Annotated in this window: 23 protein-coding genes; 18 read left to right on the top strand and 5 right to left on the bottom strand. The window is 64.9% G+C overall.

The genetic code is table 11. The annotated features are described in order from the left end of the window. Window positions 1-52: 52 nt before the first annotated feature. Complete coding sequence (ybaL, locus tag FNV92_RS33530) at window positions 53-1,783, top strand: YbaL family putative K(+) efflux transporter (RefSeq protein ID WP_143842872.1); 1,731 nt, start codon at window positions 53-55, stop codon at window positions 1,781-1,783. A gap of 15 nt (window positions 1,784-1,798) precedes the next feature. Here the strand turns inward: ybaL and FNV92_RS33525 are convergent, their stop codons facing one another. Together FNV92_RS33525 and FNV92_RS33520 are read right to left on the bottom strand one after the other, a co-directional pair. Then, window positions 1,799-2,194, bottom strand: a complete 396-nt coding sequence (locus FNV92_RS33525) for a group II truncated hemoglobin (protein WP_143842873.1) — start codon at window positions 2,192-2,194, stop codon at window positions 1,799-1,801. Window positions 2,195-2,430: 236 nt separating this feature from the next. Beyond that, window positions 2,431-3,339 carry a helix-turn-helix transcriptional regulator gene (locus tag FNV92_RS33520; RefSeq protein ID WP_143842874.1) on the bottom strand — a complete coding sequence of 303 codons (909 nt, stop codon included), beginning with the start codon at window positions 3,337-3,339 and terminating at the stop codon, window positions 2,431-2,433. A gap of 138 nt (window positions 3,340-3,477) precedes the next feature. Here FNV92_RS33520 and FNV92_RS33515 point away from each other — a divergent pair, with 138 nt between their 5' ends. The 5 genes from FNV92_RS33515 to boxB all read left to right on the top strand — a co-directional run bounded on the left by FNV92_RS33515 (window position 3,478) and on the right by boxB (window position 9,886). After that, on the top strand, window positions 3,478-5,019 hold the full coding sequence (locus tag FNV92_RS33515) for a benzoate-CoA ligase family protein (RefSeq protein ID WP_143842875.1): 1,542 nt from the start codon (window positions 3,478-3,480) through the stop codon (window positions 5,017-5,019). A 115-nt stretch (window positions 5,020-5,134) separates the two neighbouring features. Further along, window positions 5,135-5,953 (top strand): alpha/beta fold hydrolase, encoded by an 819-nt coding sequence (locus FNV92_RS33510; RefSeq protein WP_143842876.1) that lies wholly within the window; start codon window positions 5,135-5,137, stop codon window positions 5,951-5,953. A gap of 18 nt (window positions 5,954-5,971) precedes the next feature. Then, the gene (locus FNV92_RS33505) at window positions 5,972-6,496 is read left to right on the top strand and encodes a DUF309 domain-containing protein (RefSeq protein ID WP_143842877.1); all 525 of its coding nucleotides are present in this window, start codon (window positions 5,972-5,974) and stop codon (window positions 6,494-6,496) included. 103 nt (window positions 6,497-6,599) lie between these two features. Next, window positions 6,600-8,288, top strand: a complete 1,689-nt coding sequence (gene boxC / locus FNV92_RS33500; RefSeq protein WP_143842878.1) for a 2,3-epoxybenzoyl-CoA dihydrolase — start codon at window positions 6,600-6,602, stop codon at window positions 8,286-8,288. A gap of 146 nt (window positions 8,289-8,434) precedes the next feature. After that, entirely contained in the window at window positions 8,435-9,886 is a 1,452-nt protein-coding gene (gene boxB / locus FNV92_RS33495) for a benzoyl-CoA 2,3-epoxidase subunit BoxB (RefSeq protein ID WP_143842879.1), read from the top strand. Between the two features lie 171 nt (window positions 9,887-10,057). Here the strand turns inward: boxB and FNV92_RS33490 are convergent, their stop codons facing one another. Next, the gene (locus tag FNV92_RS33490; protein WP_143842880.1) at window positions 10,058-10,870 is read right to left on the bottom strand and encodes an SDR family oxidoreductase; all 813 of its coding nucleotides are present in this window, start codon (window positions 10,868-10,870) and stop codon (window positions 10,058-10,060) included. A 180-nt stretch (window positions 10,871-11,050) separates the two neighbouring features. Continuing rightward, window positions 11,051-12,109: a polysaccharide deacetylase family protein gene (locus FNV92_RS33485; protein WP_143842881.1), complete on the bottom strand. Its 1,059-nt coding sequence runs from the start codon at window positions 12,107-12,109 to the stop codon at window positions 11,051-11,053. Window positions 12,110-12,275: 166 nt separating this feature from the next. Here FNV92_RS33485 and FNV92_RS33480 point away from each other — a divergent pair, with 166 nt between their 5' ends. From FNV92_RS33480 to phoB, 10 genes are all read left to right on the top strand, one after another. After that, complete coding sequence (locus tag FNV92_RS33480; protein ID WP_015689163.1) at window positions 12,276-13,670, top strand: OmpA family protein; 1,395 nt, start codon at window positions 12,276-12,278, stop codon at window positions 13,668-13,670. A gap of 2 nt (window positions 13,671-13,672) precedes the next feature. Next, window positions 13,673-13,975, top strand: coding sequence for a hypothetical protein (locus tag FNV92_RS33475; protein WP_015689162.1), 303 nt, complete (start codon window positions 13,673-13,675; stop codon window positions 13,973-13,975). A gap of 423 nt (window positions 13,976-14,398) precedes the next feature. Continuing rightward, window positions 14,399-15,454, top strand: coding sequence for a lysylphosphatidylglycerol synthase domain-containing protein (locus FNV92_RS33470; protein ID WP_143842883.1), 1,056 nt, complete (start codon window positions 14,399-14,401; stop codon window positions 15,452-15,454). Window positions 15,455-15,486: 32 nt separating this feature from the next. After that, window positions 15,487-16,785, top strand: coding sequence for an ATP-binding protein (locus FNV92_RS33465; RefSeq protein WP_143842884.1), 1,299 nt, complete (start codon window positions 15,487-15,489; stop codon window positions 16,783-16,785). Window positions 16,786-16,929: 144 nt separating this feature from the next. Further along, window positions 16,930-17,943 (top strand): phosphate ABC transporter substrate-binding protein PstS, encoded by a 1,014-nt coding sequence (gene pstS / locus FNV92_RS33460; protein ID WP_015689159.1) that lies wholly within the window; start codon window positions 16,930-16,932, stop codon window positions 17,941-17,943. 177 nt (window positions 17,944-18,120) lie between these two features. Continuing rightward, window positions 18,121-19,110 carry a phosphate ABC transporter permease subunit PstC gene (gene pstC / locus FNV92_RS33455; RefSeq protein WP_041748620.1) on the top strand — a complete coding sequence of 330 codons (990 nt, stop codon included), beginning with the start codon at window positions 18,121-18,123 and terminating at the stop codon, window positions 19,108-19,110. A gap of 1 nt (window position 19,111) precedes the next feature. Continuing rightward, window positions 19,112-19,957: a phosphate ABC transporter permease PstA gene (gene pstA, locus FNV92_RS33450; RefSeq protein ID WP_015689157.1), complete on the top strand. Its 846-nt coding sequence runs from the start codon at window positions 19,112-19,114 to the stop codon at window positions 19,955-19,957. After that, on the top strand, window positions 19,954-20,775 hold the full coding sequence (gene pstB / locus FNV92_RS33445; RefSeq protein WP_015689156.1) for a phosphate ABC transporter ATP-binding protein PstB: 822 nt from the start codon (window positions 19,954-19,956) through the stop codon (window positions 20,773-20,775). Before pstA ends, pstB begins: the two co-directional genes overlap by 4 nt. Before the next feature lie 11 nt (window positions 20,776-20,786). Next, the gene (gene phoU / locus FNV92_RS33440) at window positions 20,787-21,503 is read left to right on the top strand and encodes a phosphate signaling complex protein PhoU (RefSeq protein WP_015689155.1); all 717 of its coding nucleotides are present in this window, start codon (window positions 20,787-20,789) and stop codon (window positions 21,501-21,503) included. A gap of 22 nt (window positions 21,504-21,525) precedes the next feature. Next, a complete protein-coding gene (gene phoB / locus FNV92_RS33435) occupies window positions 21,526-22,233 on the top strand; it encodes a phosphate regulon transcriptional regulator PhoB (RefSeq protein WP_008143479.1) in 708 nt (235 codons plus the stop codon). A 220-nt stretch (window positions 22,234-22,453) separates the two neighbouring features. Here phoB and FNV92_RS33430 read toward each other — a convergent pair whose 3' ends face one another. After that, window positions 22,454-22,966: a GcrA family cell cycle regulator gene (locus FNV92_RS33430; protein ID WP_015689154.1), complete on the bottom strand. Its 513-nt coding sequence runs from the start codon at window positions 22,964-22,966 to the stop codon at window positions 22,454-22,456. 451 nt (window positions 22,967-23,417) lie between these two features. On the opposite strand from FNV92_RS33430, the gene FNV92_RS33425 reads away from it, so the two are divergent. Further along, complete coding sequence (locus FNV92_RS33425; RefSeq protein WP_168213435.1) at window positions 23,418-24,626, top strand: aspartate aminotransferase family protein; 1,209 nt, start codon at window positions 23,418-23,420, stop codon at window positions 24,624-24,626. Continuing rightward, window positions 24,626-25,549 carry an ornithine carbamoyltransferase gene (argF, locus tag FNV92_RS33420; protein ID WP_015689152.1) on the top strand — a complete coding sequence of 308 codons (924 nt, stop codon included), beginning with the start codon at window positions 24,626-24,628 and terminating at the stop codon, window positions 25,547-25,549. The genes FNV92_RS33425 and argF overlap by 1 nt, the downstream gene beginning before the upstream one ends. Window positions 25,550-25,799: the final 250 nt, after the last annotated feature.

Below are 25,799 nucleotides of genomic sequence, written 5' to 3'. Positions count from 1 at the left end.
CGCGCGCACAGGTCGCGGTGCGCCAGCGTGCTCGCTGTGTCACAAGGCAAAAATGCCGCATGAAACACCTCTCATCGCCACCATCGTCGTCGGACTTGGACTAGCCTTCGTATTCGGAACTATCGCACAGCGGTTCCGCATACCGCCGCTCGTCGGCTACCTCTTGGCTGGCGTCGCGGTCGGTCCGTTCACGCCGGGCTTCGTCGCCGATCAGGCGCTTGCCACCGAGCTCGCCGAGCTCGGCATCATCCTGCTGATGTTCGGTGTCGGCCTGCATTTCTCACTGCAGGACCTGCTTTCGGTGCGAAAGATCGCGGTGCCCGGCGCCGTCGTGCAGATCGCAGCTGCGACATTGATGGGGCTCTGCCTTGCATGGTTGATGGGCTGGGGCATCGCAGCGGGGCTGGTGTTCGGACTGGCGCTCTCGGTCGCGAGCACCGTCGTGCTTCTTCGCGCGCTGCAGGAGCGGCGCCTGATGGAGACCGATCGCGGCCGCATCGCGGTCGGCTGGCTGATCGTCGAGGACCTCGCGATGGTGCTCGTGCTGGTGCTGTTTCCCGCGATCGCGAGCCTTCAGGGCGGCGCCGGGGAAAAACCCGCGTTCGAGCCGCTCGCGGCGCAGGCCGGCTTCGGGCTTGCCGGAATCGTGATGCTGACCCTCGTCAAGATCGTCGTGTTCATCGGCTTGATGCTTGTCGTGGGACGCCGGGTGATCCCGTGGATCCTGCACTATATCGCCCATACCGGCTCCCGCGAATTGTTCCGTCTCGCCGTGCTCGCGATTGCGTTGTGCGTCGCGTTCGGGGCGACCAAGCTGTTCGACGTCTCGCTGGCGCTCGGCGCCTTCTTCGCCGGCATGATGCTGCGGGAATCGCCGCTCAGCGCGCGTGCCGCGCAGGAATCGCTGCCGCTGCGCGATGCCTTCGCCGTGCTGTTCTTCGTCTCCGTCGGCATGATGTTCGATCCGATGAGCGTGGTCCGCGAGCCCTGGCCGCTGCTCGCGACGCTCGCGATCATCATGCTGGGCAAATCGCTCGCGGCCTATTTGATAGTGGTGATATTCCGCCACCCTGTCGCCACGGCGCTGACGATCTCGGCGAGCCTGTCGCAGATCGGCGAGTTCTCCTTCATCCTGGCGGAGCTCGGCGTCGCCTCGCAGATCTTGCCCAAGGAGGGCCGCGACCTGATCATGGCGGGAGCGATCCTTTCCATCATGCTCAACCCGCTGATGTTCGCCGCCGCCACCTGGCTTGCGCCGCGTCTCGACCCGCGGCGCGAAGAACCTGCGGTCCCGGCCGCGGTCACCGAGGCGATTCGAACCACGGAGCTGACCGATCATACCATCGTAATCGGCTATGGCCGCGTCGGTGCGCTCGTCGGCGACGCGTTGAAGCAGCGGCAGCTGCCGTTCCTCGTTGCTGAGGTCGGAGAGAGCATATTGGCGAAGCTGAAGCAGGACGGCATCGAGACCATCATGGGCAATGCGGCGCAGCCGGAAATTCTCGAGGCCACCAACCCGGCGCGGGCGCGGCATCTGGTGATCGCGATCCCCGAAGCGTTCGAGGCGGGACAGATCGTGCAGCAGGCGCGCGCTGCCAATCCTGATATCCGCATCATCGCGCGGGCGCATGCGGATGCCGAGGTCGATCATTTGAAGGGACTGGGGGCCGATGTCGTCATCATGGGCGAGCGGGAGATCGCGCGCGGCATGATCGAGGAGCTGGAGCGGAGAAATCCGGATGTTGCCGAAGATCCCCGCATGCGCGCCGTCAGCGTGTCGTAAGACGCATCTCGCCGCTCACTGCCGGTTGCGCATCCAGTCGGCAAGGCCCGATATCGCGCGATCGAGGTCCTGCCGTGCGGCGGGGTCCGGGACCGTCTCCTCCAGCGCGCCGCGCATGCAGAGCAGCCACGCGTCGCGCTCGGAATCGCCGATCGCAAAGCCGAGGTGCCGTTGCCGCAGTCGCGGATGGCCTTTCTCGGGAGAATAGAGCTTTGGGCCCCCGGTCCATTCGGTGAGATAGCGCTTCAGCACGTCCCTGATCAGGCCGAGGTCGTCCGCATGCATGGCGCGGATCGCCTTGGCCTCGGGCAGCGTATCCATCCGGTCGTAGAAGCGATCGACCATCCGGTCGATCGTGGCACTGCCGCCGATCCGCTCGAACATGGAGATTGCGGCGTCGCTATCGGTCATCGTGGGTCCCAAGGCTTGCTGCTGCGTGTGGATATAGTGACATTGTGGCGCGCCCACAAATTCTGCCGTCGTCCCGGACAAGCGCAGCGCAGATCCGGGATCCATAACCACAGGGAGTTGTTTTGCGAAGACTCGTGGTTGCCCGCTCGGGCAACGAATACTGCCTGTGGATATGGATACCGGATCTGCGCTTTGCTTGTCCGGGACGACAGCGGAGGGCTGAGATGCAGCGAGGATTACAGCGCCACACTCCGCAGCCCGAAGCTGCGGGCTTCGTTCTGCAGCACCGGACGGACCGCATCGATCAGCCGTGCCGCCGCCGCGTCGACCGACAGCCCTGCCGTGTCCACCACCGCGGTCGCGCGCGCGTACAGCGGCTCGCGGCTCAGCAAAATGTTGCGCAACTCCGCCATGGCCGAGCGGTCGTCCGCCATCGGGCGGAGGTCGCCCTGGCGCCGCACGCGCGCCATATGCTCCTCGGGCTCGGCCTTCAGCCAGATCGTGTAGAACGACGACAGAATCTGGTCGAAGGTCAGAGGCTCGGAAACGATACCGCCGCCGGTCGCCAGCACCATCAGCTCGTTGCGCGCCAGCAGCTGCTGCAACGCCGCCTGCTCCATGCGGCGAAAGCCTTCCTGGCCGTAGAGCGCGATGATCTCGGCGACCGAAAGCCCGTTCTGCTGCTCGATCTCCTTGTTGAGCTCGACAAAGCTCCAGCCGATCTTCTTGGCCAGCATCCGGCCGAGCGTGGATTTTCCGGCGCCGCGCAGGCCGATCAGGGCGATGCCGCAGAACGGCGCGCGCCGCGGCGCGGATGCGCTGCCGCCGGCGAGCAGGTCTTTCGCCTGTGCGATCTGCGCCGGCGTCGCCTTGCGCAAGAGGTCGCGAAACATCTGCCAGTCCGGCGTCGGATCGGCCGAGGGAAGCAAATCTTCCAGATGCGCGCCCATCGCGTCGGAGACGCGGCGGAGCAGCACGATGGAGACGTTGCCCTTGCCGCTCTCGAGCTGCGCGATGTAGCGCTCCGAAATTCCGGAGACCTTGGCGAGCACTTTTCGCGACATGCCGCGCAGCGCGCGCATGGTTCGCACGCGCCGGCCGAGCTGTTCGAGAAATCGGAATTCGGCGTCGGGACTGTCGGTCATGAGCCTCTTTAACGAATGCCGTCTTTGAAAAAGCTCCTGCGGCGCATTTTAATGAAACATAATGCCTGCTAACATTGACAGCAAGCCGCTGCAGTGTCTTTCTATGAATTATAATTCTAAAAGCCGGGGGAGAAGTTCGTGAGCGAGGGATCCTATAACGCGGTGACCTGGCTGCTCGACCGTAACGTCGAGGAGGGCAGGGGAGGTAAGCTCGCGTTCGACGACACCGTCGCCCGGCTCACCTATGGCGAGCTCCAGCAACAGACGCGGCGTGTCGCCAACATGCTGCGCCGTCTCGGCGTCCGCCGCGAAGAACGCGTGGCGATGATCATGCTGGATACGGTTGATTTCCCGCTGCTGTTCCTCGGCGCGATCCGCGCCGGCATCGTGCCGGTGCCGCTCAACACGCTCCTGACCGCGGACCAATACGCCTACATCCTCGCCGACTGCCGCGCCCGCGTGCTGTTCGTCTCCGAAGCACTCTACCCCGTCATCAAGGATGTCGTCGGCCGCATGCCCGATCTTGAGCATGTCGTGGTCTCCGGCGCCAAGCAGAACGGGCACAGGCAGCTGGCCGAAGAGCTCGCTGGCGAAAGCGACCAGTTCACCACCGCGGCGACGCATCCGGACGAGCCGGCGTTCTGGCTGTATTCGTCGGGCTCGACCGGCATGCCCAAGGGCGTGCGCCACATCCATTCGAACCTGCAGGCGACCGCTGATACCTACGCCAGGCAGGTGCTCGGCATTCGCGAGAGCGACGTCTGTCTCTCCGCGGCAAAGCTGTTCTTCGCCTACGGCCTCGGCAATGCGCTGACCTTTCCGATGTCGGTCGGCGCCACCGTGATTCTCAACAGCGAGCGTCCGACGCCGGCGCGCATGTTCGACCTGATGAACCGATACAACCCGTCGATCTTCTACGGCGTGCCGACGTTGTTCGCGGCGATGCTCAACGACGAGACGATGAAGGCCGAGCGGGGCGGCAAGAGCTTGCGCATCTGCACCTCGGCCGGCGAGGCGCTGCCGGAATCGGTCGGCAACAGCTGGAAGGCGCGCTTCGGCGTGGACATCCTCGACGGCGTCGGCTCGACCGAGCTCCTGCACATCTTCCTGTCGAACGCGCCCGGCGACATCAGGTACGGGTCGTCAGGCAAGCCGGTGCCGGGCTATGCGGTGCGGCTCGTCAACGAGGCCGGCCAGGACGTCGCCGACGGCGAGGTCGGCGAGCTGCTGGTCGATGCGCCCTCCGCCGGTGAGGGTTACTGGAACCAGCGCCACAAGAGCCGCCGCACGTTTGAAGGCCCGTGGACCCGCACCGGCGACAAATACGTCCGCGACACTGATGGCCGCTACACCTTCTGCGGCCGCGCCGACGACATGTTCAAGGTCTCGGGCATCTGGGTCTCGCCGTTCGAAGTTGAGAGTGCGCTGATCACCCATCCCGCCGTGCTGGAAGCCGCCGTCGTGCCCGAAGCCGATCCGGAAGGATTGCTGAAGCCGAAGGCCTTCGTAGTCCTGCGCCCGGGCGCGACGACGGCGGGCCTGCAGGAGATGCTGAAGGAGCACGTGAAGCAGAAGATCGGCCCGTGGAAATATCCGCGCTGGATCGACGTGGTGGAGTCCTTGCCCAAGACGGCGACTGGAAAGATCCAGCGCTTCAAGCTGCGCGAGGGCGCGAATTAGTCATAGCCGTCATGGCCGGGCTTGTCCCGGCCATCCACGCGCATCCGCGATTGAGGAAAGGCGTGGATGCCCGGGTCAAGCCCGGGCATGACGACGGAGAGAGAAGAGCGAAGAAATGACCGACCTCACCCCCACAGGCTTCCTCAGCATCGGTAACGCCAGCCTCGAGTACAAATGGCTCGCGCCCGAATCCGCAGACGCACCCACGATCGTCATGCTGCACGAGGGCCTCGGCTCGGTCGGTCTGTGGGGCGACTTCCCCGAAAAGCTCCGAGAGGCGACCTCCGCCGGCATCTTAGTCTACTCGCGCGCGGGCTACGGCCAGTCGAGCCCTGTCGCCCTGCCGCGGCCGCTCGACTACATGCAGCGCGAGGCGCTGGACGTGCTGCCTGAGATCCTTGACGTGATTGGCTTCAAGCGCGGCCTGCTGCTCGGTCATTCCGACGGCGCTTCGATCGCAACGATCTATGCCGGGGCCCATCAGGATCACCGGCTGCAGGGCCTCGTGCTGATGGCGCCGCATTTCATCGTCGAGGACATTTCCGTGCAGTCCATCGCTGCGATCAAGACCAGCTTCGAGACCACGGATCTCAAGTCCAGGCTCGGGCGCTGGCACAAGGACGTCGACAACGCCTTCTACGGCTGGAACGGCGCCTGGCTCGATCCGAAATTCCGTGACTGGGACATCTCGGAATATCTGGCCTATATCCGCGTTCCCATTTTGATCCTGCAAGGTGGTGATGACCAATATGGGACATTGCGGCAGGTCGAAATTGCGCAGGAAGAGTGTTACTGTCCGGTAGATTTGAAAATTATTTCGGACGCGGGCCATTCTCCGCATCGTGAAGCGCCGGGGGCGACGCTTGACGCTATTGAGCAATTTGCAAAAGCGGCCCTGCGCGACGATCAGGGACTCCAGGGACGCGCCGCATGATCTTGCGGGGGCACATCCATGAATGTGCCGCCGCAGGCGAGCGGCCATTTGCCGTGGCCGCAATGGGCCTATGTGCCGGGCGATGCCGCCGGGCTCGACGCCGACTACGTCACGCTCGACCTCGCCAAGGCGCTGGTGCCGCCGGCGTTTCGCGGCTACGTGCCGGCGCGCCATCCGGCGCTGCGCTACGGGCTCGCGCTGAACGACCGCGGCTATTTCTGGGAATCGCAGGAGGTGCTGGAGGCGGTGTGGGCCGCGGCGCCGCAGGGCGGCCGCGAGCGCATCCTGCTGCGCGCCTGCATCCAGATCGCCAATGCGAACTTGCGGCTGCGGATGCAGAAGGCGCACTCGGCCGCACGCCTGTTCGGCGATGCTCTGGCAGAGCTGCGGGCGCTCACCTCGCGCAAGGCGGCGCCGGCCGGCGATGGCTTCGTCGAGAGTTTTCCGATTCCGGTATTGACGGCCCAGCTTCAAGCCAAGCTCGGCCGCCCCCAGCCCTCCAAGGCCGACTGGATCGCGATCAGCGCCATCGTGCGCTCCTGAGCATGAAGCAAAGTGCATCTATCGGCAGAAACTGACTAGACGCGTCCAAGAAGATGCACTATTGTGCATCTGAGATAAAGCAAGACAAGAATAGGGATGGCCCATGGCCGGGGAAGATCGGCGCCTCGCAGGCGGCGCGACATTCATCGATTTCCAGACTGAGCCGTCCCGCTACCGGCACTGGAAGCTCGCGGTCGATGGTGACGTCGCGACGCTGACCATGGATGTCGACGAGAACGGGGGCCTGTTCGAGGGCTATCTGCTCAAGCTGAATTCCTACGATCTCGGCGTCGACATCGAGCTCGCTGACGTGGTCCAGCGCCTGCGCTTCGAGCACCCCGAGGTGAAGGTCGTGGTGATGCGTTCGGCCAAGAACCGCGTGTTCTGCGCCGGCGCAAACATCCGCATGCTCGCGGGCTCGACCCACGCCCACAAGGTCAATTTCTGCAAGTTCACCAACGAGACCCGCAACGGCATGGAGGACTCCTCGGAGAATTCCGGGCAGCGCTTCATCACGGTGGTGAACGGTTCGGCCGCCGGCGGCGGCTATGAGCTGGCGCTTGCGACCGACCACATCATCCTCGCCGACGATGGCGCCTCTGCCGTCGCGCTGCCCGAAGTGCCGCTGCTCGCGGTGCTGCCGGGCACCGGCGGCCTTACCCGCGTCGTCGACAAGCGCAAGGTGCGCCGCGACCACGCCGACTTCTTCTGCACCATCGAGGAGGGCGTGAAAGGCAAGCGCGCCGTGCAGTGGCGTCTCGTCGACGAGATCGCACCGAATTCGAAGCTGGAAGCCAAAATCGCCGAGCGCGCCAGGGAGTTCGCCGCTGCCTCGAAGCGCAAGGGCGGCGGCAAGGGCATCGCGCTCACTCCGCTTGAGCGCGTGATCGACCAGACCAGCATTCGCTACGGCTTCGTCACCGTCGATATCGACCGCACGGCCCGCATCGCCACCATCTCGATCAAGGCGCCTGAAACCGCGCCGCCCGCCGACATCGACGGCATGATGGCGCAGGGGGCATCGTTCTGGCCGCTGCAAGTGGCGCGCGAGCTCGACGACGCCATCCTGCATCTGCGCATCAACGAGCTCGAGACCGCGATGCTGGTGTTCAAGAGCCATGGCGACCGCGCCCATGTGCTCGCGTCCGACGCCTTCCTCGAAGCCAACAAGGCGCACTGGCTGGTCAACGAGATCAGGCATTACTGGAAGCGTGTGCTGAAGCGCATCGACGTCACCTCCCGCACGCTGGTGACGCTGGTCGAGCCGGGGTCGTGCTTTGCCGGCACGCTCGCCGAGCTCGTGTTTGCAGCCGACCGCTCCTACATGCTGATCGGCACGCGCCAGGGCGACAATCGCCCGCCGCCGTCGATCGAACTCTCGGCAATGAATTTCGGCCCGTATCCGATGAGCCACGGCCTGACGCGGCTGCAGTCGCGCTTCCAGGCCGATCCCTCCGACGTGGAGCGGGCGGAAGCCACCCTCGGCACGACACTCGATGCCGAGCAGGCCGAAGAGCTCGGCCTCGTCACCTTCGCGCTCGACGACATCGACTGGGACGACGAGGTCCGCGTGTTCCTCGAGGAGCGCGCCAGCTTCTCGCCCGACAGTCTCACCGGCATGGAAGCGAGCCTGCGCTTCGTCGGCCCCGAGACGATGGAATCGAAAATCTTCTCGCGCCTGACCGCGTGGCAGAACTGGATCTTCCAGCGCCCGAACGCCGTCGGCGAGGAAGGCGCGCTGCGACGCTACGGCAGCGGCCAGAAGCCGAAATTCGATATGACGCGGGTGTAGCTATCGTGTCCCGGGCGCGCTGCGGCACGGAGTGACGCTGCGCAGAACCGGGACCCAGACGGACCGAACAATAGGTCCCGGCTCAGCAGTGCAGCACTTCGCGCCGCACTGCGTCCGGGACACGAGACCGACCAGGGAGCACGGCCATGAACATGAACATCATGAACGTCGACTACTCGACCAAGATTCCGAACAACGTCAATCTCGCCGAAGACCGCCAGGTGCTGAAGGCGCTCGAAGGCTGGCATCCCGGCTACATGGACTGGTGGAGCGACATGGGGCCGGAAGGCTTTCAGGAGTCGCTGGTGTATTTGCGCACCGCCTATTCGGTCGATCCGCGCGGCTGGGCCAAGTTCGACTACGTCCGCATGCCCGACTATCGCTGGGGCATCCTGCTTGCGCCCCAGGAAGAAAACCGCGTCGTGCCGTTCGGCGAGCACTATGGCGAGCCGGCCTGGCAGGAAGTCCCCGGCGAATATCGCGCACTTCTGCGCCGCCTGATCGTGATCCAGGGCGACACCGAGCCGGCCTCGGTCGAGCAGCAGCGCCATCTCGGCAAGACCGCGCCTTCGCTCTACGACATGCGCAATCTGTTCCAGGTCAATGTCGAGGAGGGCCGTCACCTCTGGGCGATGGTCTACCTGCTGCAAAAGTATTTTGGCCGAGACGGCCGTGAAGAGGCCGACGATTTGCTGCGCCGCCGCTCCGGCGATGCCGACGCGCCGCGCATGCTGGGCGCCTTCAACGAGGCGACGCCCGACTGGCTGTCCTTCTTCATGTTCACCTACTTTACCGACCGCGACGGCAAGATGCAGCTGCACAGCCTCGCGCAGTCGGGCTTCGATCCCCTGTCGCGCACATGCCGCTTCATGCTGACCGAGGAAGCGCACCACATGTTCGTCGGCGAGACCGGCATCACACGCGTCGTGCAGCGCACCTGCGATGCGATGCGCGAAGCCGGCATCACCGATCCCACCGAGATCGCAAAGGTCCGCGCGCTCGGGGTAATCGATCTTCCGACCATCCAGAAGAAGCTGAACCTGCACTATACGCTGTCGCTTGATCTGTTCGGCTCGGAAGTCTCGACCAACGCGGCCAACGCCTTCAACACCGGCATCAAGGGCCGCTATCACGAAACCCAGATCGACGACGACCACCAGCTCAAGAACGCGACCTACCCGGTGCTCAAGTTCATCAACGGCGAGATCAAGCTGGTTGACGAGCCGGCGCTCACCGCGCTCAACATGCGCCTGCGCGACGATTACAGCCAGGATTGCGTCAAGGGCATGCTGCGCTGGAACAAGGTGATCTCGACCGCGGGCTACGACTTCCAGCTCAAGCTGCCCAACGTTGCCTTCCACCGCCATATCGGCGAGTTCAAGGACGTGCACGCAACCCCTGATGGTCTTTTGATCGACGATGCCACCTGGGCCAGGCGCAAGGACGAGTGGCTGCCCTCGACCGCCGACGGCGACTTCATCACCTCGCTGATGCAGCCCGTCACCGAGACCGGCAAATACGCCTCCTGGATCTCGCCGCCGAAGGTGGGTATCGACAACAAGCCGGGCGATTTCGAGTATGTGAAGATCGAGACGTGAGGCTGAGGCGGACGCTCTTGCAAAAATGGAAGCTGTCATCACCCGCGAAAGCGGGTGATCCAGTATCCCAGAGACGGTCAGGGTTTAGCCGAGAAGCCGCGGCGTACTGGATGCCCCGGTCAAGCCGGGGCATGACACCGCGTACGAGGTGAGAGTTGAACCAGCTCCAGTCTAGTCGCTATCCCACCCGCTCCCCTTGATCCCCGGGTTGGCGTAGACGATTCCGCCGTCCACCGCGATGGTCGCGCCCACCACATAGTCTCCCGCGCGCGAGGCGAGATAGATCGCCGCGCCCGCCATGTCCTCGTCGGTGCCGATGCGGCCCACCGGCACGCGGGTCGAGACCTCGTCGGCATGATCGCGTGCCGCGCGGTTCATGTCGGACTTGAACGGGCCGGGCGCGATCGCGGTGACCACGATGTGGTCGGGGATGAGCTTGACCGCCATGCGCCGCGTCAAATGGATCAGGCCGGCCTTGCTCGCCGCGTAGGAATAGGTCTCGCCGGGATTGACGAAGATGCCGTCGATCGAGGCGATGTTGATCACCTTGGCCGGCCGCTCGGCGCTTGCGGATGCGCGCAGCGTCGGCGCCAGCGCCTTGGTCAGGAAGAACGGCGCCTTGACGTTGAGGTTCATCACCTTGTCCCAGCCGCTCTCCGGAAACTCATCGAACTCCGCGCCCCAGGCCGCGCCCGCATTGTTGACGAGGATGTCGAGCTTCTGCTCGTGCTTCCTGAACTCGCTCGCCAGCAGCTCGCAGCCGGCGAGTGTGGAGATGTCGATCGGCAGCGCGATGCATTCGCCGCCATATTGCGCGGTGAGCTCCCTGGCCGTCGCCTCGCACGGCCCCGCCTTGCGCGCGGTGATGTAGACCTTTGCGGCGCCGGCGCTGAGAAATCCCGCCGCGATCATCTTGCCGATGCCGCGCGAGCCGCCGGTCACCAGCGCAATGCGGCCCTTGAGCGAGAACAGATCGTTGAACATGGTGCCTCCCTTGGTTGGCGACGTTTTGAGCGGGGAGGCGTGGGGAGTCAAGGAAGGCGCTGCCTGCTCCGCCTCATCTGAGGAGCGCGTCAGCGCGTCTCGAAGGATGCCGGCGGCCCATCCTTCGAGACGCGCTCCGTTGGAGCGCTCTTCAGGATGAGGTCTGAGTGTACGGATGGATCAGGCCGCCGCGATCCTGCGAAAGCCGTTCCACATCGCGGTCGCTGCGCCCGAGGTCAGCACCGGCAGAATGCGCGCGTCCTGGTAGTTGCCGTTGAGCGAGACGCGCGGCAGCGCGGTCATGTGGTCGGCGTTCTCGGCGAACAGCATGCCGGGCCGCGTCGTCACCGCGGTCTTGAAGCCGGCGGCCGCAGCAAGCGCGAATTCACGCTCGCCCGCCGCCTCGCGGTCGCCATAGGGATAGGCGAAATGCAGCACGGGACGCTCCAGCGCCTCTTCAATTCGTGCACGGCTGATTGCCATCTCCTGCGCGGCGATCTCCTCGCTCTGCTTGGCGAGATTACAATGGCTGACGCTGTGGGCGCCGATCGTGACCAGCGGATCGGCAGCAAATGTCCTTACCTCGTCCCAGCTCAGGCAGAGGCTGCGGCACAACGCGGCCATGTCGACGTCGTATCTGGCGCAGAGCGACTCGATCTCGCGCTTGAGATCATGGTCGCCCGGCAGCGCGCGGAGCCAGTCGTGCAGGCGATCGAATGCCGCCTGCTTTGCGGCCGGCGTCGTCGCATCGAGCCGCAGCGCGGAATGGCCGATCTGCACATCGACCTGCTCGGCCTTGGCGATCACGGCCTCCAGCGCGGTCCACCACAGACGTCCGGTGCCCTCGGCGAAATCGCTCGCGACGTAGACGGTAAGAGGCGCGTCAAATTCGCGCAGCACCGGCAGCGCATGGTCGAGATTGTCGCGATAGCCGTCATCCAGGGCGAAGGCGGCGAAGCGGCGGGAGAACCGGCCCTGCACCAGCCGCTTATGCAGCTCGTCCATGCTGACGATGTCGATCTCGCGCGAGCGCAAATGGCTCAGGGTGGCGCGCAGGAATTCCGGGGTGACCTCGAGATGCCGGTTCGGCTGAAACGCAGCCTCGCGGGCCGGCCGCACGTGGTGCAGCATGAAAATGGCGCCCACGCCCGATAGCAATGGACGCAGCAAGTGGTGCGCCCCACTGAAATAGAGCGCCCCCAGCCCGGCGCGGATGACGTTATTGCGGAGTTGTTTCATTGCCGGCTGGTGGACCCCTGGGCATTCCGCCCTCAACTTAGGGTGGGACCCTTGAAGAAAAAGTTATTCCAATTGTCCATGCAGAGCCTTGGGAGGGCCGCCATTTCAGGTTTGACAGCCTGCCAAGGGTTTGTTTTGTCTCCGGTTCCAGATTTCAGGTCGTCGAATGCAAAAGCTTTTCAGGTGGGCCAGCAAATGGTGGCCAGGGCTGATCCCCCTGGCCGTCATGTGGGGATTTGCGGCCTGGAATAACACTTTGCCGGTCGAGGCGGACCTCTCCGCCCGAAGCTCGGCCGCCCTCAAGGACACCGTTTTGGACAAGACCCGGATCACGGTGGACGGCCGCGACGTCAGCCTGGCCGCGGACGCTTTTTCTGAGGAAGGGCGCCGCGACGCCGTGATGGCGGTCGAGACCGTGCCCGGTGTGCGCGTGGTCGACGACCGGACCCGCCTTGTTCCCGAAGCGAAACCCTTCGTCTGGAATGCCGAACGTGACGTGGTGCGGGTGACGCTGTCGGGCTCCGCGCCGCTGCCGTCGATGAAGGGGCGGCTGACCGAGGCGGCTCGCAAGGAGGTCGGCGGCGTCGAAGTCGCCGATCAGATGGGTCTGGCGCGCGGTGCGCCGCCGCGGTTCGAGGCGGCCGCGATGCTGCTGCTCGACCAGATCGGCAGGCTGAAGGACGGCAAGATCACGATTACCGACACCAAGGTCAATCTCTCCGGCATGGCGCGTGATCTCGGCGGTCGCGAGGCGATTGCGGCTGCGCTCAAGAACCTGCCCGAGGGCTTTTCGATCGCCGCCAACGAGATCAAGGCGCCGCCCTATATCTTCCAGGCCTACAAGGACCCGGTCGCCGCGACCGTGACGCTGACCGGCTACGTGCCCGACAACAATGTACACGCAGCCATCGCAACGAGTGCTTCGCGCAAGTTCTTCACCGAGAAAGTCGTCGACAATCTCAAGGCCAGCATCGGAGCCCCCGGCTCTTTCAACACCGCGGTGGTCGCAGCTCTTGGCGCACTGTCGCGGCTGTCGACCGGTACGCTCGTCGTCTCCGATCGCGAGGTGAAGCTGTCGGGCGATGCTCTCTACGAGAGCGCCGCGAACGACATCCGCGCAGGCCTCGGCAAGGATTTTCCCAAGAACTGGCAGTACAAGCCGGAGATCACGGTGAAACCCGCGGCGGGCCCGGTCGACGGCACCGTCTGCCAGCAATTGTTCTCGGAGCTCTTGAACAAGGGCAAGATCCGCTTCGCAACGAGGCGCGCCGACATCGATCCGGATTCCGCTGGTATTCTCGATCATCTCATCGAGACGGCATTGCGCTGTCCCACCACCAATATCGAGGTTGCCGGGCATACCGATGCCGATGGCGAGGACTCCGTCAATCAAGCTCTCTCGGAGAAGCGCGCCCAGGCGGTGATCGACTATCTGGTCAAGGCCGGTCTGCCCGCCAGCCGCTTCACCGCGGTCGGCCATGGCAGCACGCAACCCGTGGCGGGCAACGACACTGACGACGGCAAGGCGCAGAACCGCCGCATCGAATTTCTGGTGAGGTGACGATGCCCTATCTCGTCTCGTTCCATATGGGCTGGCTGATCGGCTCGTTGCTGCTCGGCTTCTGCATGGGCTGGATCTCGGTGGTCCAGCGCGGCAACGGCACTTCGAAGGTGACCGCATACTGGCTCGCGGCGCTCGCCGTCGCCCTGGTCGCAGCCTCCTTCGCGCATGTGGTCCCCGGCCGCTTCGGCTACTGGCTCGACCTCGGCCTGGTCATGTTCGCCTGCTACCTCGTCGGCTGCACCATCGGCGCCTGGCTGCGCGACCGGGTGGTCTCGCGGAGCCAGCCTGCGGCCGCCCTGTGATGTTGCTGTGCACCCTGGTCGCTTGGGGCGCGCGGACACCGTGATCAGACGCACCGGTCGCCCCCTCTTTCAACAGGCGGGCGCGGCCCATAGATTGACGTCGGCTTAAGCCATGACGGAACATTGTACGGCCGAAATCATCAAAACTTCATGGCACCTGCGCAGGATTGCCACGGAGATTCGCGTCAGTCTTGCCGCCGAAAGCGCCAAACCGTGCATCAGGAGTCCGCAATCCTGCCTAAAATATTGAAGGCACGAGTTTTTGTTCGAATTGGCGAATTCCACTGCGCCCGAAAACGCGCTAGTGGAGAGGCAGGGGGCTTGCGCGATGCCGGAGCCGGTGGCGAGGGTTCGTTGAGTGCCTGTGCGTCGTCCGCCTGTCCGCCGGCCACCCTGGCCGCTGAAGCGTTTTTCGAGGTCTAGATGCTGGAAGCCATACGCAGGGCGACGACGTTTCTGCGCCAGAAGCAAGTCCTGCATAAGCTTGGAGTTGTGATCAGCATCGCGGTCATCGGCATCGCTTGCTATGTGCTCTACCACATGCTGCGCGGCATCGACATGAACGAGGTGATCGAGGCGATCAAGAGCACCGAGCCGCGCCAGATCGCGATGGCGGCGCTGTTCGTGGCCGCGGGCTATTTTACCCTGACCTTCTATGATCTGTTCGCGGTGCGTGCGATCGGCCACAGCCATGTGCCTTACCGTATCAACGCGCTCGCCGCCTTCACCAGCTACTCGATCGGCCACAATGTCGGCGCCAGCGTCTTCACCGGCGGCGCGGTGCGCTACCGCATCTATTCGGCCTATGGCCTGAACGCGATCGACGTCGCAAAGATCTGCTTTCTCGCCGGCCTGACCTTCTGGCTCGGCAATGCCGCGGTGCTCGGCCTCGGCATCACCTACCATCCGGAAGCCGCCGCCTCGATCGACCAGCTGCCGCCCTGGTTGAACCGGACCCTGGCGCTGATGATCATCGCGGGGCTGGTCGCCTACGTGGTCTGGGTCTGGACCCATCCGCGCGTGGTCGGCCGCGGTCCCTGGACCGTGGTGCTGCCGGGTGGTCCGCTGACGCTGCTCCAGATCGCGATCGGCATCATCGATCTCGGCTTCTGCGCGCTCGCGATGTACGTGCTGGTCCCGGACGAGCCCAACCTCGGCTTCGTCGTGGTCGCCGTGATCTTCGTCTCGGCGACGCTGCTCGGCTTTGCCAGCCATTCGCCCGGGGGCTTGGGCGTATTCGACGCCGCCATGCTGGTCGGCCTCTGGCAGATGGACCGCGAGGAGCTGCTCGGCGGCATGCTCCTGTTCCGCGTCCTCTATTATCTGTCTCCCTTCGTCATCTCTGTAATCTTGCTGACGTTTCGCGAGGTTATCATCGGCGCGCGATCGAAGCGACTGCAACAGGCGGCGCTCAAGCTCGACCCCGGCCCGGCGCCTGAAGCTGCATATGTGCGAGAGCGTGGCGACGGCGGCGCCTGACCGGCACTGCCCCCAAGGAGAAGCCTGTCCCGATGGCGATCGACGCCCCATCTTCTCCCTCCGCACAGCCATGGTCCGACCGGCTACGGCACTCGACGATCATCCTGATCGCCGCGGCGCTGGCGCTGTCGGTGCTGGTCGCGCTCGGCGAATTGTCGGCGATGCGGGCGGTGGCGGTATTGCTGAGCATCGCGGCTGCGGCGCTGATCCCCTGGCGGTTGCACGATACCGCCGCTTCCCGCGACGACACGCGGCGCGTCAACCCGGTTGAGAGCGCGGCGGTGGCCGCGGTCGTCGCCGGCATGCCGGATCCGGCCGTGCTGCTCGACCGTGCCGGCCGCGTCATCCATCTCAACGCCGCGGCCGCCCAGCTGGCGCCCGCGCTGCGCAGGAACGAGCTCGCCCAGTTCGCGCTGCGCTCGCCGGAGATCATCACGGCGCTGCGCGAGTCGATCGCGACCACCGAACCGCGGCGCGCCACCTATCTCGACCACGTCCCGGTCGATCGCTGGATGGAGCTGATCATCACGCCGGTGCCGGTGCCCACCAGTTTTGGCGGCGCCGACAAATGCATGCTGATGACCTTTCACGACCAGACGCCGCTGCGCCGGGTCGAGGAGATGCGCGCCGACTTCGTCGCCAACGCCAGCCACGAGCTGCGCACGCCGCTCGCCGCGCTGTCGGGCTTCATCGACACGCTCCAGGGCCAGGCCAAGGACGATCCCAAAGCGCGCGAGCGCTTCCTCGGCATCATGCACAATCAGGCGACCCGGATGGCGCGCCTGATCGACGATCTGCTGTCGCTGTCGCGGGTCGAGCTGTCGGCTCATGTGCGGCCCGACACCCTGGTCGACTTGCTGCCGATCATCTTCCAGGTCGCCGACGGGCTCGAGCCGCTGGCCCGGGAGCGCCAGGTCGAGATCGAGACCAATCTGCCGGAAGCGCCCGTGATGATCGCGGGCGACCGCGAGGAGCTGCTCCGCCTGTTCGAGAATTTGATCGAGAACGCGCTCAAATACGGTGCCTCGGGCGGACGCGTCATCGTGTCGATGAATTCCGCCGCGGCCCCTGATGGAACTCCGGAAATCCGGATCCTGGTCCGCGATTTCGGCCCCGGCATCGCGCCCGAGCACCTGCCGCGGCTGACCGAGCGGTTCTACCGGGTGGACGTCGGCGACAGCCGCTCGCAGGGCGGTACCGGGCTCGGTTTATCGCTGGTGAAACATATCCTTAACCGTCATCGCGGCCGGCTTCTGATCGAAAGCGTGCCCAAGCAGGGGGCCACTTTCACCGCTTGTTTTCCCCAGGTCAGGACTCCGGCTTCAGCCTGAAATCCAAGTCATTTCAGCTGGTTGCGCTTGTCATCCGACTGTCACGAAACCTTCGTAAAAGCACAGCCGACCGCTCCTAAAGGGGCGGCACGGGGAGCGCGATCGGGCGCTGATGGCGCTTCGCTCCCCTGTATGGAGACCAGCATGAATTTCCTCAAAACTATCGTCGCTGCCGGCTTGGTCGCCGCATCGACGACGGTGGCCTTTGCTGCCGACATCACGGGCGCCGGCGCGACCTTCCCGTTCCCGATCTATTCGAAGTGGGCTGACGCCTACAAGAAAGAGACCGGCAACGGTCTGAACTACCAGTCGATCGGCTCCGGCGGCGGCATCAAGCAGATCCAGGCCAAGACCGTGACCTTCGGCGCGACCGATGCCCCGCTCAAGGCCGAGCAGCTCGAGAAGGATGGCCTCGTTCAGTGGCCGATGGTGATGGGTGCCATCGTTCCCGTCGTCAACCTCGAGGGTGTCAAGCCGGGCGAGCTGGTGTTCGACGGCGAGACGCTCGCCAACGTCTATCTCGGCAAGATCACCAAGTGGGACGACGCTGCCATCAAGAAGCTCAATCCGAACGTGAAGCTGCCGTCGGACGCGATCACGGTCGTCCGCCGTTCGGACGGGTCGGGCACCACCTTCAACTTCACCAACTATCTCTCCAAGGCGAGCGCCGACTGGAAGAGCAAGGTCGGTGAGGGCACCGCGGTCGAGTGGCCGGTCGGCGTCGGCGCCAAGGGCAACGAAGGCGTGTCGGGCAACATCGGCCAGACCAAAAACTCGATCGGTTACGTCGAGTACGCCTACGCCAAGCAGAACAAGCTGACCTACACCGGTCTCGTCAACAAGGCCGGCAAGACCGTGCAGCCGACGGTCGAAGCCTTCCAGGCGGCCGCGTCCAATGCCGACTGGGCCAAGGCTCCCGGCTACTACGTCATCCTGACCGACCAGCCCGGCGAGAAGTCCTGGCCGATCACGGCGGCGACCTTCATCCTGATGCACAAGGATGCCACCGACAAGGCGGCTTCCAAGGAAGCGCTCAAGTTCTTCGCCTGGGCGTTCAAGAGCGGCGACAAGATGGCCGAGGAGCTCGACTACATCCCGATGCCCGACAGCGTCGTGAAGCTGATCGAGAAGACCTGGTCCGCCGACATCAAGAGCTGAGCAGGGCTCTCGTGTCCCGGACGCGCTGCAGCTTGCAACGCTGCAGCGCAGAGCCGGGACCCACAAGCGCTAGGCCCCGGATCAGCGTCGCACCGCTTCGCGCTGCAACGCAACCGGGGCACGAGACCGGCGACATAAAAGCAAGTATTGTTAGTACAGGGGATCGGCGTGGCTGAGATGGCTGTCGAGAGCAATGTAGTGGATGCCGCCGGACCGTATGACCGCGCCAAGGCGTTGGGGGCGTTCAAGCTCGGTGACATCACCTTTTACTGGATCACGCGCCTGAGTGCGATTTCCGTGCTGCTGATCCTCGGCGGCATCATCCTGTCGCTGATCGTCGGCGCCTATCCGGCGATGAAGGAATTCGGCCTCTCCTTCCTGTGGACGCAGCGCTGGGCGCCGTCCGCCGATCCGCCCGTGCTGGGTGCGCTCGGGCCGATGTACGGCACGCTCGTCACCTCCTTCATCGCGATGCTGATCGCCATTCCGGTCGGGATCGGCATTGCGATCTTCCTGACCGAGCTCTGCCCGCAATGGCTGCGCCGCCCGATCGGCATGGCGATCGAGTTGCTCGCCGGCATTCCCTCGATCATCTACGGCATGTGGGGCTTCTTCGTGCTGGGCCCGTTCCTGGCCAACAGCTTCCAGCCCTTCATGATCAAGATCTTCGACGGCGTTCCCGTGCTGGGCACGATCTTCGCCGGACCGCCGTCCTATCTCAGCCTGTTCAACGCCGCGCTGATCCTTGCGATCATGGTGCTGCCCTTCATCACCTCGATCTCGGTCGACGTGTTCAAGACGGTGCCGCCGGTGCTGAAGGAGGCCGCCTACGGCGTCGGCTGCACCACCTGGGAAGTCGTCCGCAGCGTCGTCATCCCCTACACCCGCGTCGGCGTCATCGGCGGCGTCATGCTGGCGCTCGGACGCGCGCTCGGCGAGACCATGGCGGTGACCTTCATCATCGGCAACTCGTTCCGCATCTCGGGGTCGATCTTCGCGCCGGGCACCACGATCTCGGCGGCGATCGCATCCGAGTTCGCCGAGAGCGACGGCCTGCACCAGTCCGGCCTGATCCTGCTCGGACTTCTCCTGTTCGTGCTGACGTTCTTCGTGCTCGCGGCCGCCCGGCTGATGCTGATGCGCCTGGAAAAGAAGGCGGGGAACTGACATGAACCCGATTTACGCACGCCGCCGCCGCAAGGATATCGTCGTCCGCGGCCTCTGCATGGCCGCTGCCGCCTTCGGCGTCACCTGGCTCGCGCTGATCCTGATCACGCTGCTCTACAATGGCGTGGCCGGGCTCAACGTCCAGATCTTCACCGAGAACACGCCGCCCCCCGGATCCAACGAGGGCGGCCTGCTCAACGCCATCGTCGGCTCGCTGATGATGACCGTGATCGGCGTCGGCATCGGTGCGCCGCTCGGCATGTTCGCCGGCACATACCTTGCCGAATACGGTCGCAACGACAAGCTGACCTCGGTGATCCGCTTCATCAACGACATCCTGCTCTCGGCACCCTCGATCATCATCGGCCTGTTCATCTATGGCGCGGTGGTGGTGCCGATGCGCGGCTTCTCGGCGATCGCCGGTTGTCTCGCGCTGGCCGTCATCGTCATCCCGGTGGTGCTGCGCACGACCGAGGACATGCTGCTCTTGGTGCCGAACGCACTGCGTGAGGCGGCATCGGCGCTCGGCCTGCCGCGTTCGCTGGTGATCAAGCGGATCGCCTACCGCTCGGCCCGCGCCGGCCTCATCACCGGCGTGCTGCTCGCCACCGCCCGCGTCGCCGGCGAGACCGCGCCGCTGCTTTTCACCGCGCTGTCGAACCAGTTCTTCAGCCTGGACCTGACCAAGACGATGGCGAACCTGCCGGTCACCATCAACAACTTCGTGCAGAGCCCCTACGCCTACTGGAAGCAGCTGGCGTGGAGCGGGGCCCTGCTCATCACCCTGACCGTTCTTGCCCTGAATATTGGCGCGCGCATCCTTGGCGCCGAGAGGACCGCAAAATGAGTGAGCTTTCCGTATCGATGAGCGCGGCCGGTGGGTTGCCGCAGGCGCCGGTGCTGCCCGAGGCCCCGGCCAAGGTGACGGTGCGCAACCTGAACTTCTATTACGGCGAACACCACGCGCTGAAGAATATCAACCTCGCGCTCGGCACCAACCGCGTCACGGCGTTCATCGGCCCGTCGGGCTGCGGCAAGTCGACCTTGCTGCGCATCTTCAACCGGATGTACGACCTCTATCCGGGCCAGCGCGCCACCGGTCAGCTCATGCTCGACCAGACCAACATCCTCGACCCCCGGCTCGACCTCAACCTGCTGCGCGCCCGCGTCGGCATGGTGTTCCAGAAGCCGACGCCGTTCCCGATGACGATCTACGAGAACATCGCCTTCGGCATCCGTCTCTACGAGAAGATCTCGAAGTCCGAGATGGACGACCGCGTCGAGAAGGCGCTGCGCGGCGGCGCGCTGTGGAACGAGGTCAAGGACAAGCTCAACGCCTCCGGCCTGTCGCTCTCGGGCGGCCAGCAGCAGCGCCTCTGCATCGCCCGCACCGTCGCGGTGCGGCCGGAAGTGATCCTGTTCGACGAGCCGTGCTCGGCGCTCGATCCGATCTCGACCGCCAAGGTCGAGGAGCTGATCCAGGAGCTGTCCGAGAACTACACGATCGCGATCGTCACCCACAACATGCAGCAGGCTGCGCGCGTCTCCGACAAGACCGCCTTCATGTATCTCGGTGAGTTGATCGAGTTCGACGACACCAGCAAGATCTTCACGTCGCCGACCGATCGGCGCACCCAGGATTACATCACCGGCCGGTTCGGTTGAGGAGACGGGACATGGGTACTGAACATACCGCAAAGGCCTTCGACACCGACCTGCAGGAACTCACCCGGCTGGTCGCGGAAATGGGCGGCATCGCCGAGCGCATGATCGTCGATTCCGTCGACGCGCTGATCCGCCGCGACGTCGCGCTCGGTCAGCGCGTCGTCGCCATCGACGCCGAGCTCGACGCGCTGCAGAAGAAGATCGAGGAGCGCGCCGTGCTCACCATCGCGCGCCGCCAGCCGATGGCGGTCGACCTGCGCGAGATCGTCGGCGCCATGCGGGTTGCGACCGATCTCGAGCGGATCGGCGACCTCGCCAAGAACATGGGCAAGCGCGTCGCGGCGCTGGAGACGGATTTCCATCCGCTCAAGCTGTTCCGCGGCCTCGAGCACATGACCGACCTCGTGCAGCAGCAGGTCAAGTCGGTGCTGGACGCCTACGCCGCGCACGACCTGCCGGCGGCGATGGCGGTGTGGAAGGGCGACGAGGAAGTCGACGCCATCTGCACCTCGCTGTTCCGCGAGCTCCTGACCTACATGATGGAGGATCCGCGCAACATCTCGTTCTGCATCCATCTGATGTTCTGCGCCAAGAACATCGAGCGTATCGGCGATCACGCCACCAACGTCGCCGAGACCGTGTTCTACATGATCGAAGGTCAGGCGATCACCGACAAGCGGCCGAAGGGCGACATGACGACCTTTGCCACGACGGTTCCGAATACCTGACGACTTGAGGAGCGACGACCCGATGGGCGCACGCATTATGGTGGTTGAGGACGAGGAGGCTCTCACCGAGCTGCTTCGCTACAACCTCGAAGGCGACGGCTATGACGTCGAGACGGTGATGCGCGGCGACGACGCCGACACCCGTCTCAAGGAGCACATTCCCGACCTGATCGTGCTCGACTGGATGCTGCCGGGATTGTCCGGCATCGAATTGTGCCGGCGGCTTCGCACCCGGCCGGAGACCAAGCAGCTGCCGATCATCATGCTCACCGCGCGCGGCGAGGAGAGCGAGCGGGTGCGGGGCCTTGCGACCGGTGCCGACGACTACATCGTCAAGCCGTTCTCGGTGCCGGAGCTCCTGGCGCGCGTGAAGGGCCTGCTGCGTCGCGCCAGCCCGGAGCGGCTCGCCACCGTGCTGGCCTACGGCGACATCGAGCTCGATCGCGACAAGCGCCGCGTGGCGCGCTCGGGCCGGCCGATCGACCTCGGTCCGACCGAATATCGCCTGCTGGAGTTTTTCCTGGAGCATCCCGGCCGGGTGTTCTCGCGCGAGCAACTGCTCGACAGCGTCTGGGGCCGCGACATCTACATCGACGAGCGCACCGTCGACGTGCATATCGGCCGCCTGCGCAAGCTGCTCAATCTCGGCCGCGAGCAGGACCCGATCCGCACCGTCCGCGGCGCCGGCTACGCGCTCGACGATCGGTTTGCCAAGGCCGAGCAGACGTAAGGTTCGCTAAAGCAGACGTGATCGGGCGGGCTGCTACCGCATCCTCCGATGTCGTTCCTGCGAACGCAGGGACGCATAACCACCGGACGTGGTTGGGCGAAGACTTGGAGTGACGATCCCGCGGTGACTGTGCACCGGGATTATGGGTCCCTGCGTTCGCAGGGACGACATCCAATTTGTTGAGACCTCTTCGGGCGACGACTGGCCGCCCGCGACGAACTCAGCGCGGACCCGGCTTGGCCGGCGCGCGCCGGCGATCCGCTGCCGGCTGATACGCAACCCGCGAGTGCTGGGCGCAATAGGGCAGGCCGGAGAGCGCCTTGCCGCCGCAGAAGAAGAAGTCCGGGCTCGAGGGATCGCCGACCGGCCAGTGGCAGGTCGCCTCGTTGAGCTCCAGCAGCGACAGCCGCTGGCTCATCGGCACCACGTTGTCGTAGGTGACCGGTTCGGCCTCGACCTCGACCTCGAAGGCCTGTGCCAGCGCGGTGTTGCCGCGCGCGATGGGCCGGCTCACCCGCATCATGTGCTGGGCGGGACGCGCCTTGCGCGGGCGCGGCGCGGCGGATGAAGGGCTCTTGGCGCGGCCGGACAGGCCGAGCCTGTGCACCTTGCCGATCACGGCGTTGCGGGTGACATTACCGAGCTCTGCCGCGATCTGGCTGGCCGACAACCCGGCCTCCCAGAGCTTCTTCAGTTGCTCGACGCGATCATCCGACCAGGTCAAAACGGTCATTGCACCCTTTCCTTCGCCGCGCGCCACCATCCTGGGGCTGCACAGCGAATGCCTAAGCCTCGAAAAACCCGTGCCGTCAGAATCCCTTAAGGCTCGCCGGGCACCGAGAGCCGCCCGAACGTTTACGCCGGTACATGAGGACTTAGAGATCAGAACTGCCGCACGAGATGTCGTATCTGACAAGCCAAACGCTACAATATGGCGTGACTCACGCGCAAGAGTCCGCCGACTCGCTTCCACATGTTCCGTGGCGAAATCCCGCAAAATCGCCACCGCAAGACTACGGATTCAGCGTTTCGCGAGGCTTTCCGGGCGGCATTGACACCCGTTTCACGGGGCATAAGATAGTCCCGCGTGCCGCCCTTAAAAGGCGGCACGTTTCGTTTTCCGGGCCGGTGAATGGTGCGTTGCGTAATGCACGCTCACCGTCCGCAACATTCAAGTGACAGTCATGACTAACAGCGCAGCGCCGCATTTGCTCCCCGTTTTCGCCAGGTCCGACCTCGGTTTCGAGCGCGGCGAAGGCTGCTGGCTGATCGCGACCAATGGCGAGCGCTATCTCGATTTTACCTCCGGCGTGGCGGTGAATGCGCTTGGCCATACCCATCCCGCGCTGGTCAAGGCGTTGCAGGAGCAGGCGACCAAGCTCTGGCACATGTCGAACCTGTTCCAGAGCCCGGACGGCGAGAAGCTTGCCGCGCGCCTGTGCAATGAAAGCTTCGCGGACTTCGTGTTCTTCTGCAATTCCGGCGCCGAGGCGCTGGAGGGTGTGATCAAGCTGGTCCGCCATCATCACTTCTCCAAGGGGCATCCGGAGCGCTATCGCATCATCACCTTCGAGGGCGCCTTCCACGGCCGCACGCTGGCGACGCTGGCCGCGACAGGATCGGCGAAATATCTCGAAGGGTTCGGTCCGCCGATGGACGGTTTCGACCAGGTCCCGCACGGTGACATCGAGGCCGTGAAGAAGGCGATCGGTCCGCAGACCGCCGGCATCCTGATCGAGCCGATCCAGGGCGAGGGCGGTGTGCGTTCGGCGACGCCTGCCTTCCTCCGGGCATTGCGCCAACTCTGCGACGACAAGGGGCTGCTGCTGGCGTTCGACGAGGTGCAGACCGGCATGGGCCGCACCGGCGATCTGTTCGCGCATCGCCGCACCGGCGTCATACCTGACGTGATGTCGCTGGCGAAAGCGCTCGGCGGCGGCTTCCCGATCGGCGCGGTGTTGGCGAGCGCGGACGCCGCTTCCGGCATGGGGCCCGGCTCGCACGGCTCGACCTTCGGCGGCAACCCGCTGGCGATCGCGGCGGCGAATGCCGTGCTCGACGTCATGCTCAAGCCCGGCTTCTTCGATCATGTGCAGAAGATGTCGCTGCTGCTCAAGCAGAAGCTCGCCTCCGTGATCGACCGCCATCCCGGCGTGGTCAGCGAAGTGCGCGGCGAGGGCCTCCTGATCGGCATCAAGGCCGTGGTGCCATCCGGCGATCTCGTCGCGGCGTTGCGGAGCGAAAAACTGCTCACGGTCGGCGCCGGCGACAATGTCGTGCGCTTCCTGCCGCCTTTGATCGTCACCGAAGCCGAGATCGAGGACAGCGTCGGGCGGCTCGAGCGCGCATGCGCAGCGCTCTCGTCGAGCCAGACCAAGCGGGCGGCAAGCTGATGAGCAAATCGCCAAAGCACTTCCTCGATATCAACGAGTTGCCGCTGGCGGAGCTCAAGAGCATGCTCGCCGCATCCTCCGCCATGAAGGCGAAGCAGAAGGCGCATCAGCCGGTCAGGCCGCTCGAAGGCAAGACCCTGGCGATGATCTTCGAGCGTCCCTCGACCCGCACCCGGGTGTCGTTCGATGTCGCCATGCGCCAGCTCGGCGGCGAGCCCATCATGCTCACCGGCGCCGAGATGCAGCTCGGCCGCGGCGAGACCATCGCCGACACCGCGCGCGTGCTGTCGCGCTATGTCGATGCCATCATGATCCGCATCCTCAACCACGATGCGCTGCTCGAGCTTGCCGAATATGCGACGGTGCCCGTCATCAACGGCCTGACGCGCCGCTCGCATCCCTGCCAGGTGATGGCCGACCTCATGACCTTTGAGGAGCATCGCGGCCCGATCGAGGGCCGGACGGTGGCCTGGACCGGCGACGACAACAACGTGCTGGCCTCGTGGGCCCACGCCGCCGAGCGCTTCAAGTTCCAGCTCAACGTCGCAACCCCGCCGGAGCTTGCGCCGAAGAAAGTCATGCGCGATTTCATCAAGGCGACCGGCGCGCCGATCGTGCTCGGCACCGATCCCGAAGCCGCCGTGAAGGGCGCCGACTGCGTCGTCACCGACACCTGGGTGTCGATGGGCGACAAGGAGGGCGAGCATCGTCACAACGTGCTCAAGCCCTACCAGGTCAATGCGAAGCTGATGTCGCTGGCCAAGCCCGACGCGCTGTTCATGCACTGCCTGCCCGCCCATCGCGGCGAGGAAGTCACGGACGACGTGATCGACGGTCCGCAATCGGTCGTGTTCGACGAGGCCGAAAACCGCCTGCACGCGCAGAAGGGCATTCTGGCCTGGTGTTTTGATGCGGTGAAGTAGCTTCGCTGGGATGCTCAGTTGCCGCCTCGTAGACAACTGTCGTCCCTGCGAACGCAGGGACCCATACCGCGGAATGTCTCTTGTGCCAGGCTGGTAGAGGCTGACAGCCTTCGCCAAATTCAGGCCTGTGGTTATGGATCCCGGATCGGCGCTCCGCTTCGCTGCGCTTGTCCGGGACGACACCAAGTTTGAGGCGGCTTGGTACAGTTCATATTGCATCCGGAGCACGCCACCCCGCGCCCCCTTCCAT

This window comes from Bradyrhizobium cosmicum (assembly GCF_007290395.2).
Taxonomy (GTDB): domain Bacteria; phylum Pseudomonadota; class Alphaproteobacteria; order Rhizobiales; family Xanthobacteraceae; genus Bradyrhizobium; species Bradyrhizobium cosmicum.
This window is presented reverse-complemented; position numbering and strand designations above follow the sequence as displayed.

Excerpts from the sequence above, each read along its gene's own strand:
- ybaL (WP_143842872.1), top strand. The coding sequence starts at position 53 with ATGCCGCATGAAACACCTCTCATCGCCACCATCGTCGTCGGACTTGGA.
- FNV92_RS33525 (WP_143842873.1), bottom strand. The coding sequence starts at position 2,194 with ATGACCGATAGCGACGCCGCAATCTCCATGTTCGAGCGGATCGGCGGC.
- FNV92_RS33520 (WP_143842874.1), bottom strand. The coding sequence starts at position 3,339 with ATGACCGACAGTCCCGACGCCGAATTCCGATTTCTCGAACAGCTCGGC.
- FNV92_RS33510 (WP_143842876.1), top strand. The coding sequence starts at position 5,135 with ATGACCGACCTCACCCCCACAGGCTTCCTCAGCATCGGTAACGCCAGC.
- FNV92_RS33505 (WP_143842877.1), top strand. The coding sequence starts at position 5,972 with ATGAATGTGCCGCCGCAGGCGAGCGGCCATTTGCCGTGGCCGCAATGG.
- boxC (WP_143842878.1), top strand. The coding sequence starts at position 6,600 with ATGGCCGGGGAAGATCGGCGCCTCGCAGGCGGCGCGACATTCATCGAT.
- boxB (WP_143842879.1), top strand. The coding sequence starts at position 8,435 with ATGAACATGAACATCATGAACGTCGACTACTCGACCAAGATTCCGAAC.
- FNV92_RS33490 (WP_143842880.1), bottom strand. The coding sequence starts at position 10,870 with ATGTTCAACGATCTGTTCTCGCTCAAGGGCCGCATTGCGCTGGTGACC.
- FNV92_RS33485 (WP_143842881.1), bottom strand. The coding sequence starts at position 12,109 with ATGAAACAACTCCGCAATAACGTCATCCGCGCCGGGCTGGGGGCGCTC.
- FNV92_RS33480 (WP_015689163.1), top strand. The coding sequence starts at position 12,276 with ATGCAAAAGCTTTTCAGGTGGGCCAGCAAATGGTGGCCAGGGCTGATC.
- FNV92_RS33475 (WP_015689162.1), top strand. The coding sequence starts at position 13,673 with ATGCCCTATCTCGTCTCGTTCCATATGGGCTGGCTGATCGGCTCGTTG.
- FNV92_RS33470 (WP_143842883.1), top strand. The coding sequence starts at position 14,399 with ATGCTGGAAGCCATACGCAGGGCGACGACGTTTCTGCGCCAGAAGCAA.
- FNV92_RS33465 (WP_143842884.1), top strand. The coding sequence starts at position 15,487 with ATGGCGATCGACGCCCCATCTTCTCCCTCCGCACAGCCATGGTCCGAC.
- pstS (WP_015689159.1), top strand. The coding sequence starts at position 16,930 with ATGAATTTCCTCAAAACTATCGTCGCTGCCGGCTTGGTCGCCGCATCG.
- pstC (WP_041748620.1), top strand. The coding sequence starts at position 18,121 with ATGGCTGTCGAGAGCAATGTAGTGGATGCCGCCGGACCGTATGACCGC.
- pstA (WP_015689157.1), top strand. The coding sequence starts at position 19,112 with ATGAACCCGATTTACGCACGCCGCCGCCGCAAGGATATCGTCGTCCGC.
- pstB (WP_015689156.1), top strand. The coding sequence starts at position 19,954 with ATGAGTGAGCTTTCCGTATCGATGAGCGCGGCCGGTGGGTTGCCGCAG.
- phoU (WP_015689155.1), top strand. The coding sequence starts at position 20,787 with ATGGGTACTGAACATACCGCAAAGGCCTTCGACACCGACCTGCAGGAA.
- phoB (WP_008143479.1), top strand. The coding sequence starts at position 21,526 with ATGGGCGCACGCATTATGGTGGTTGAGGACGAGGAGGCTCTCACCGAG.
- FNV92_RS33430 (WP_015689154.1), bottom strand. The coding sequence starts at position 22,966 with ATGACCGTTTTGACCTGGTCGGATGATCGCGTCGAGCAACTGAAGAAG.
- FNV92_RS33425 (WP_168213435.1), top strand. The coding sequence starts at position 23,418 with ATGACTAACAGCGCAGCGCCGCATTTGCTCCCCGTTTTCGCCAGGTCC.
- argF (WP_015689152.1), top strand. The coding sequence starts at position 24,626 with ATGAGCAAATCGCCAAAGCACTTCCTCGATATCAACGAGTTGCCGCTG.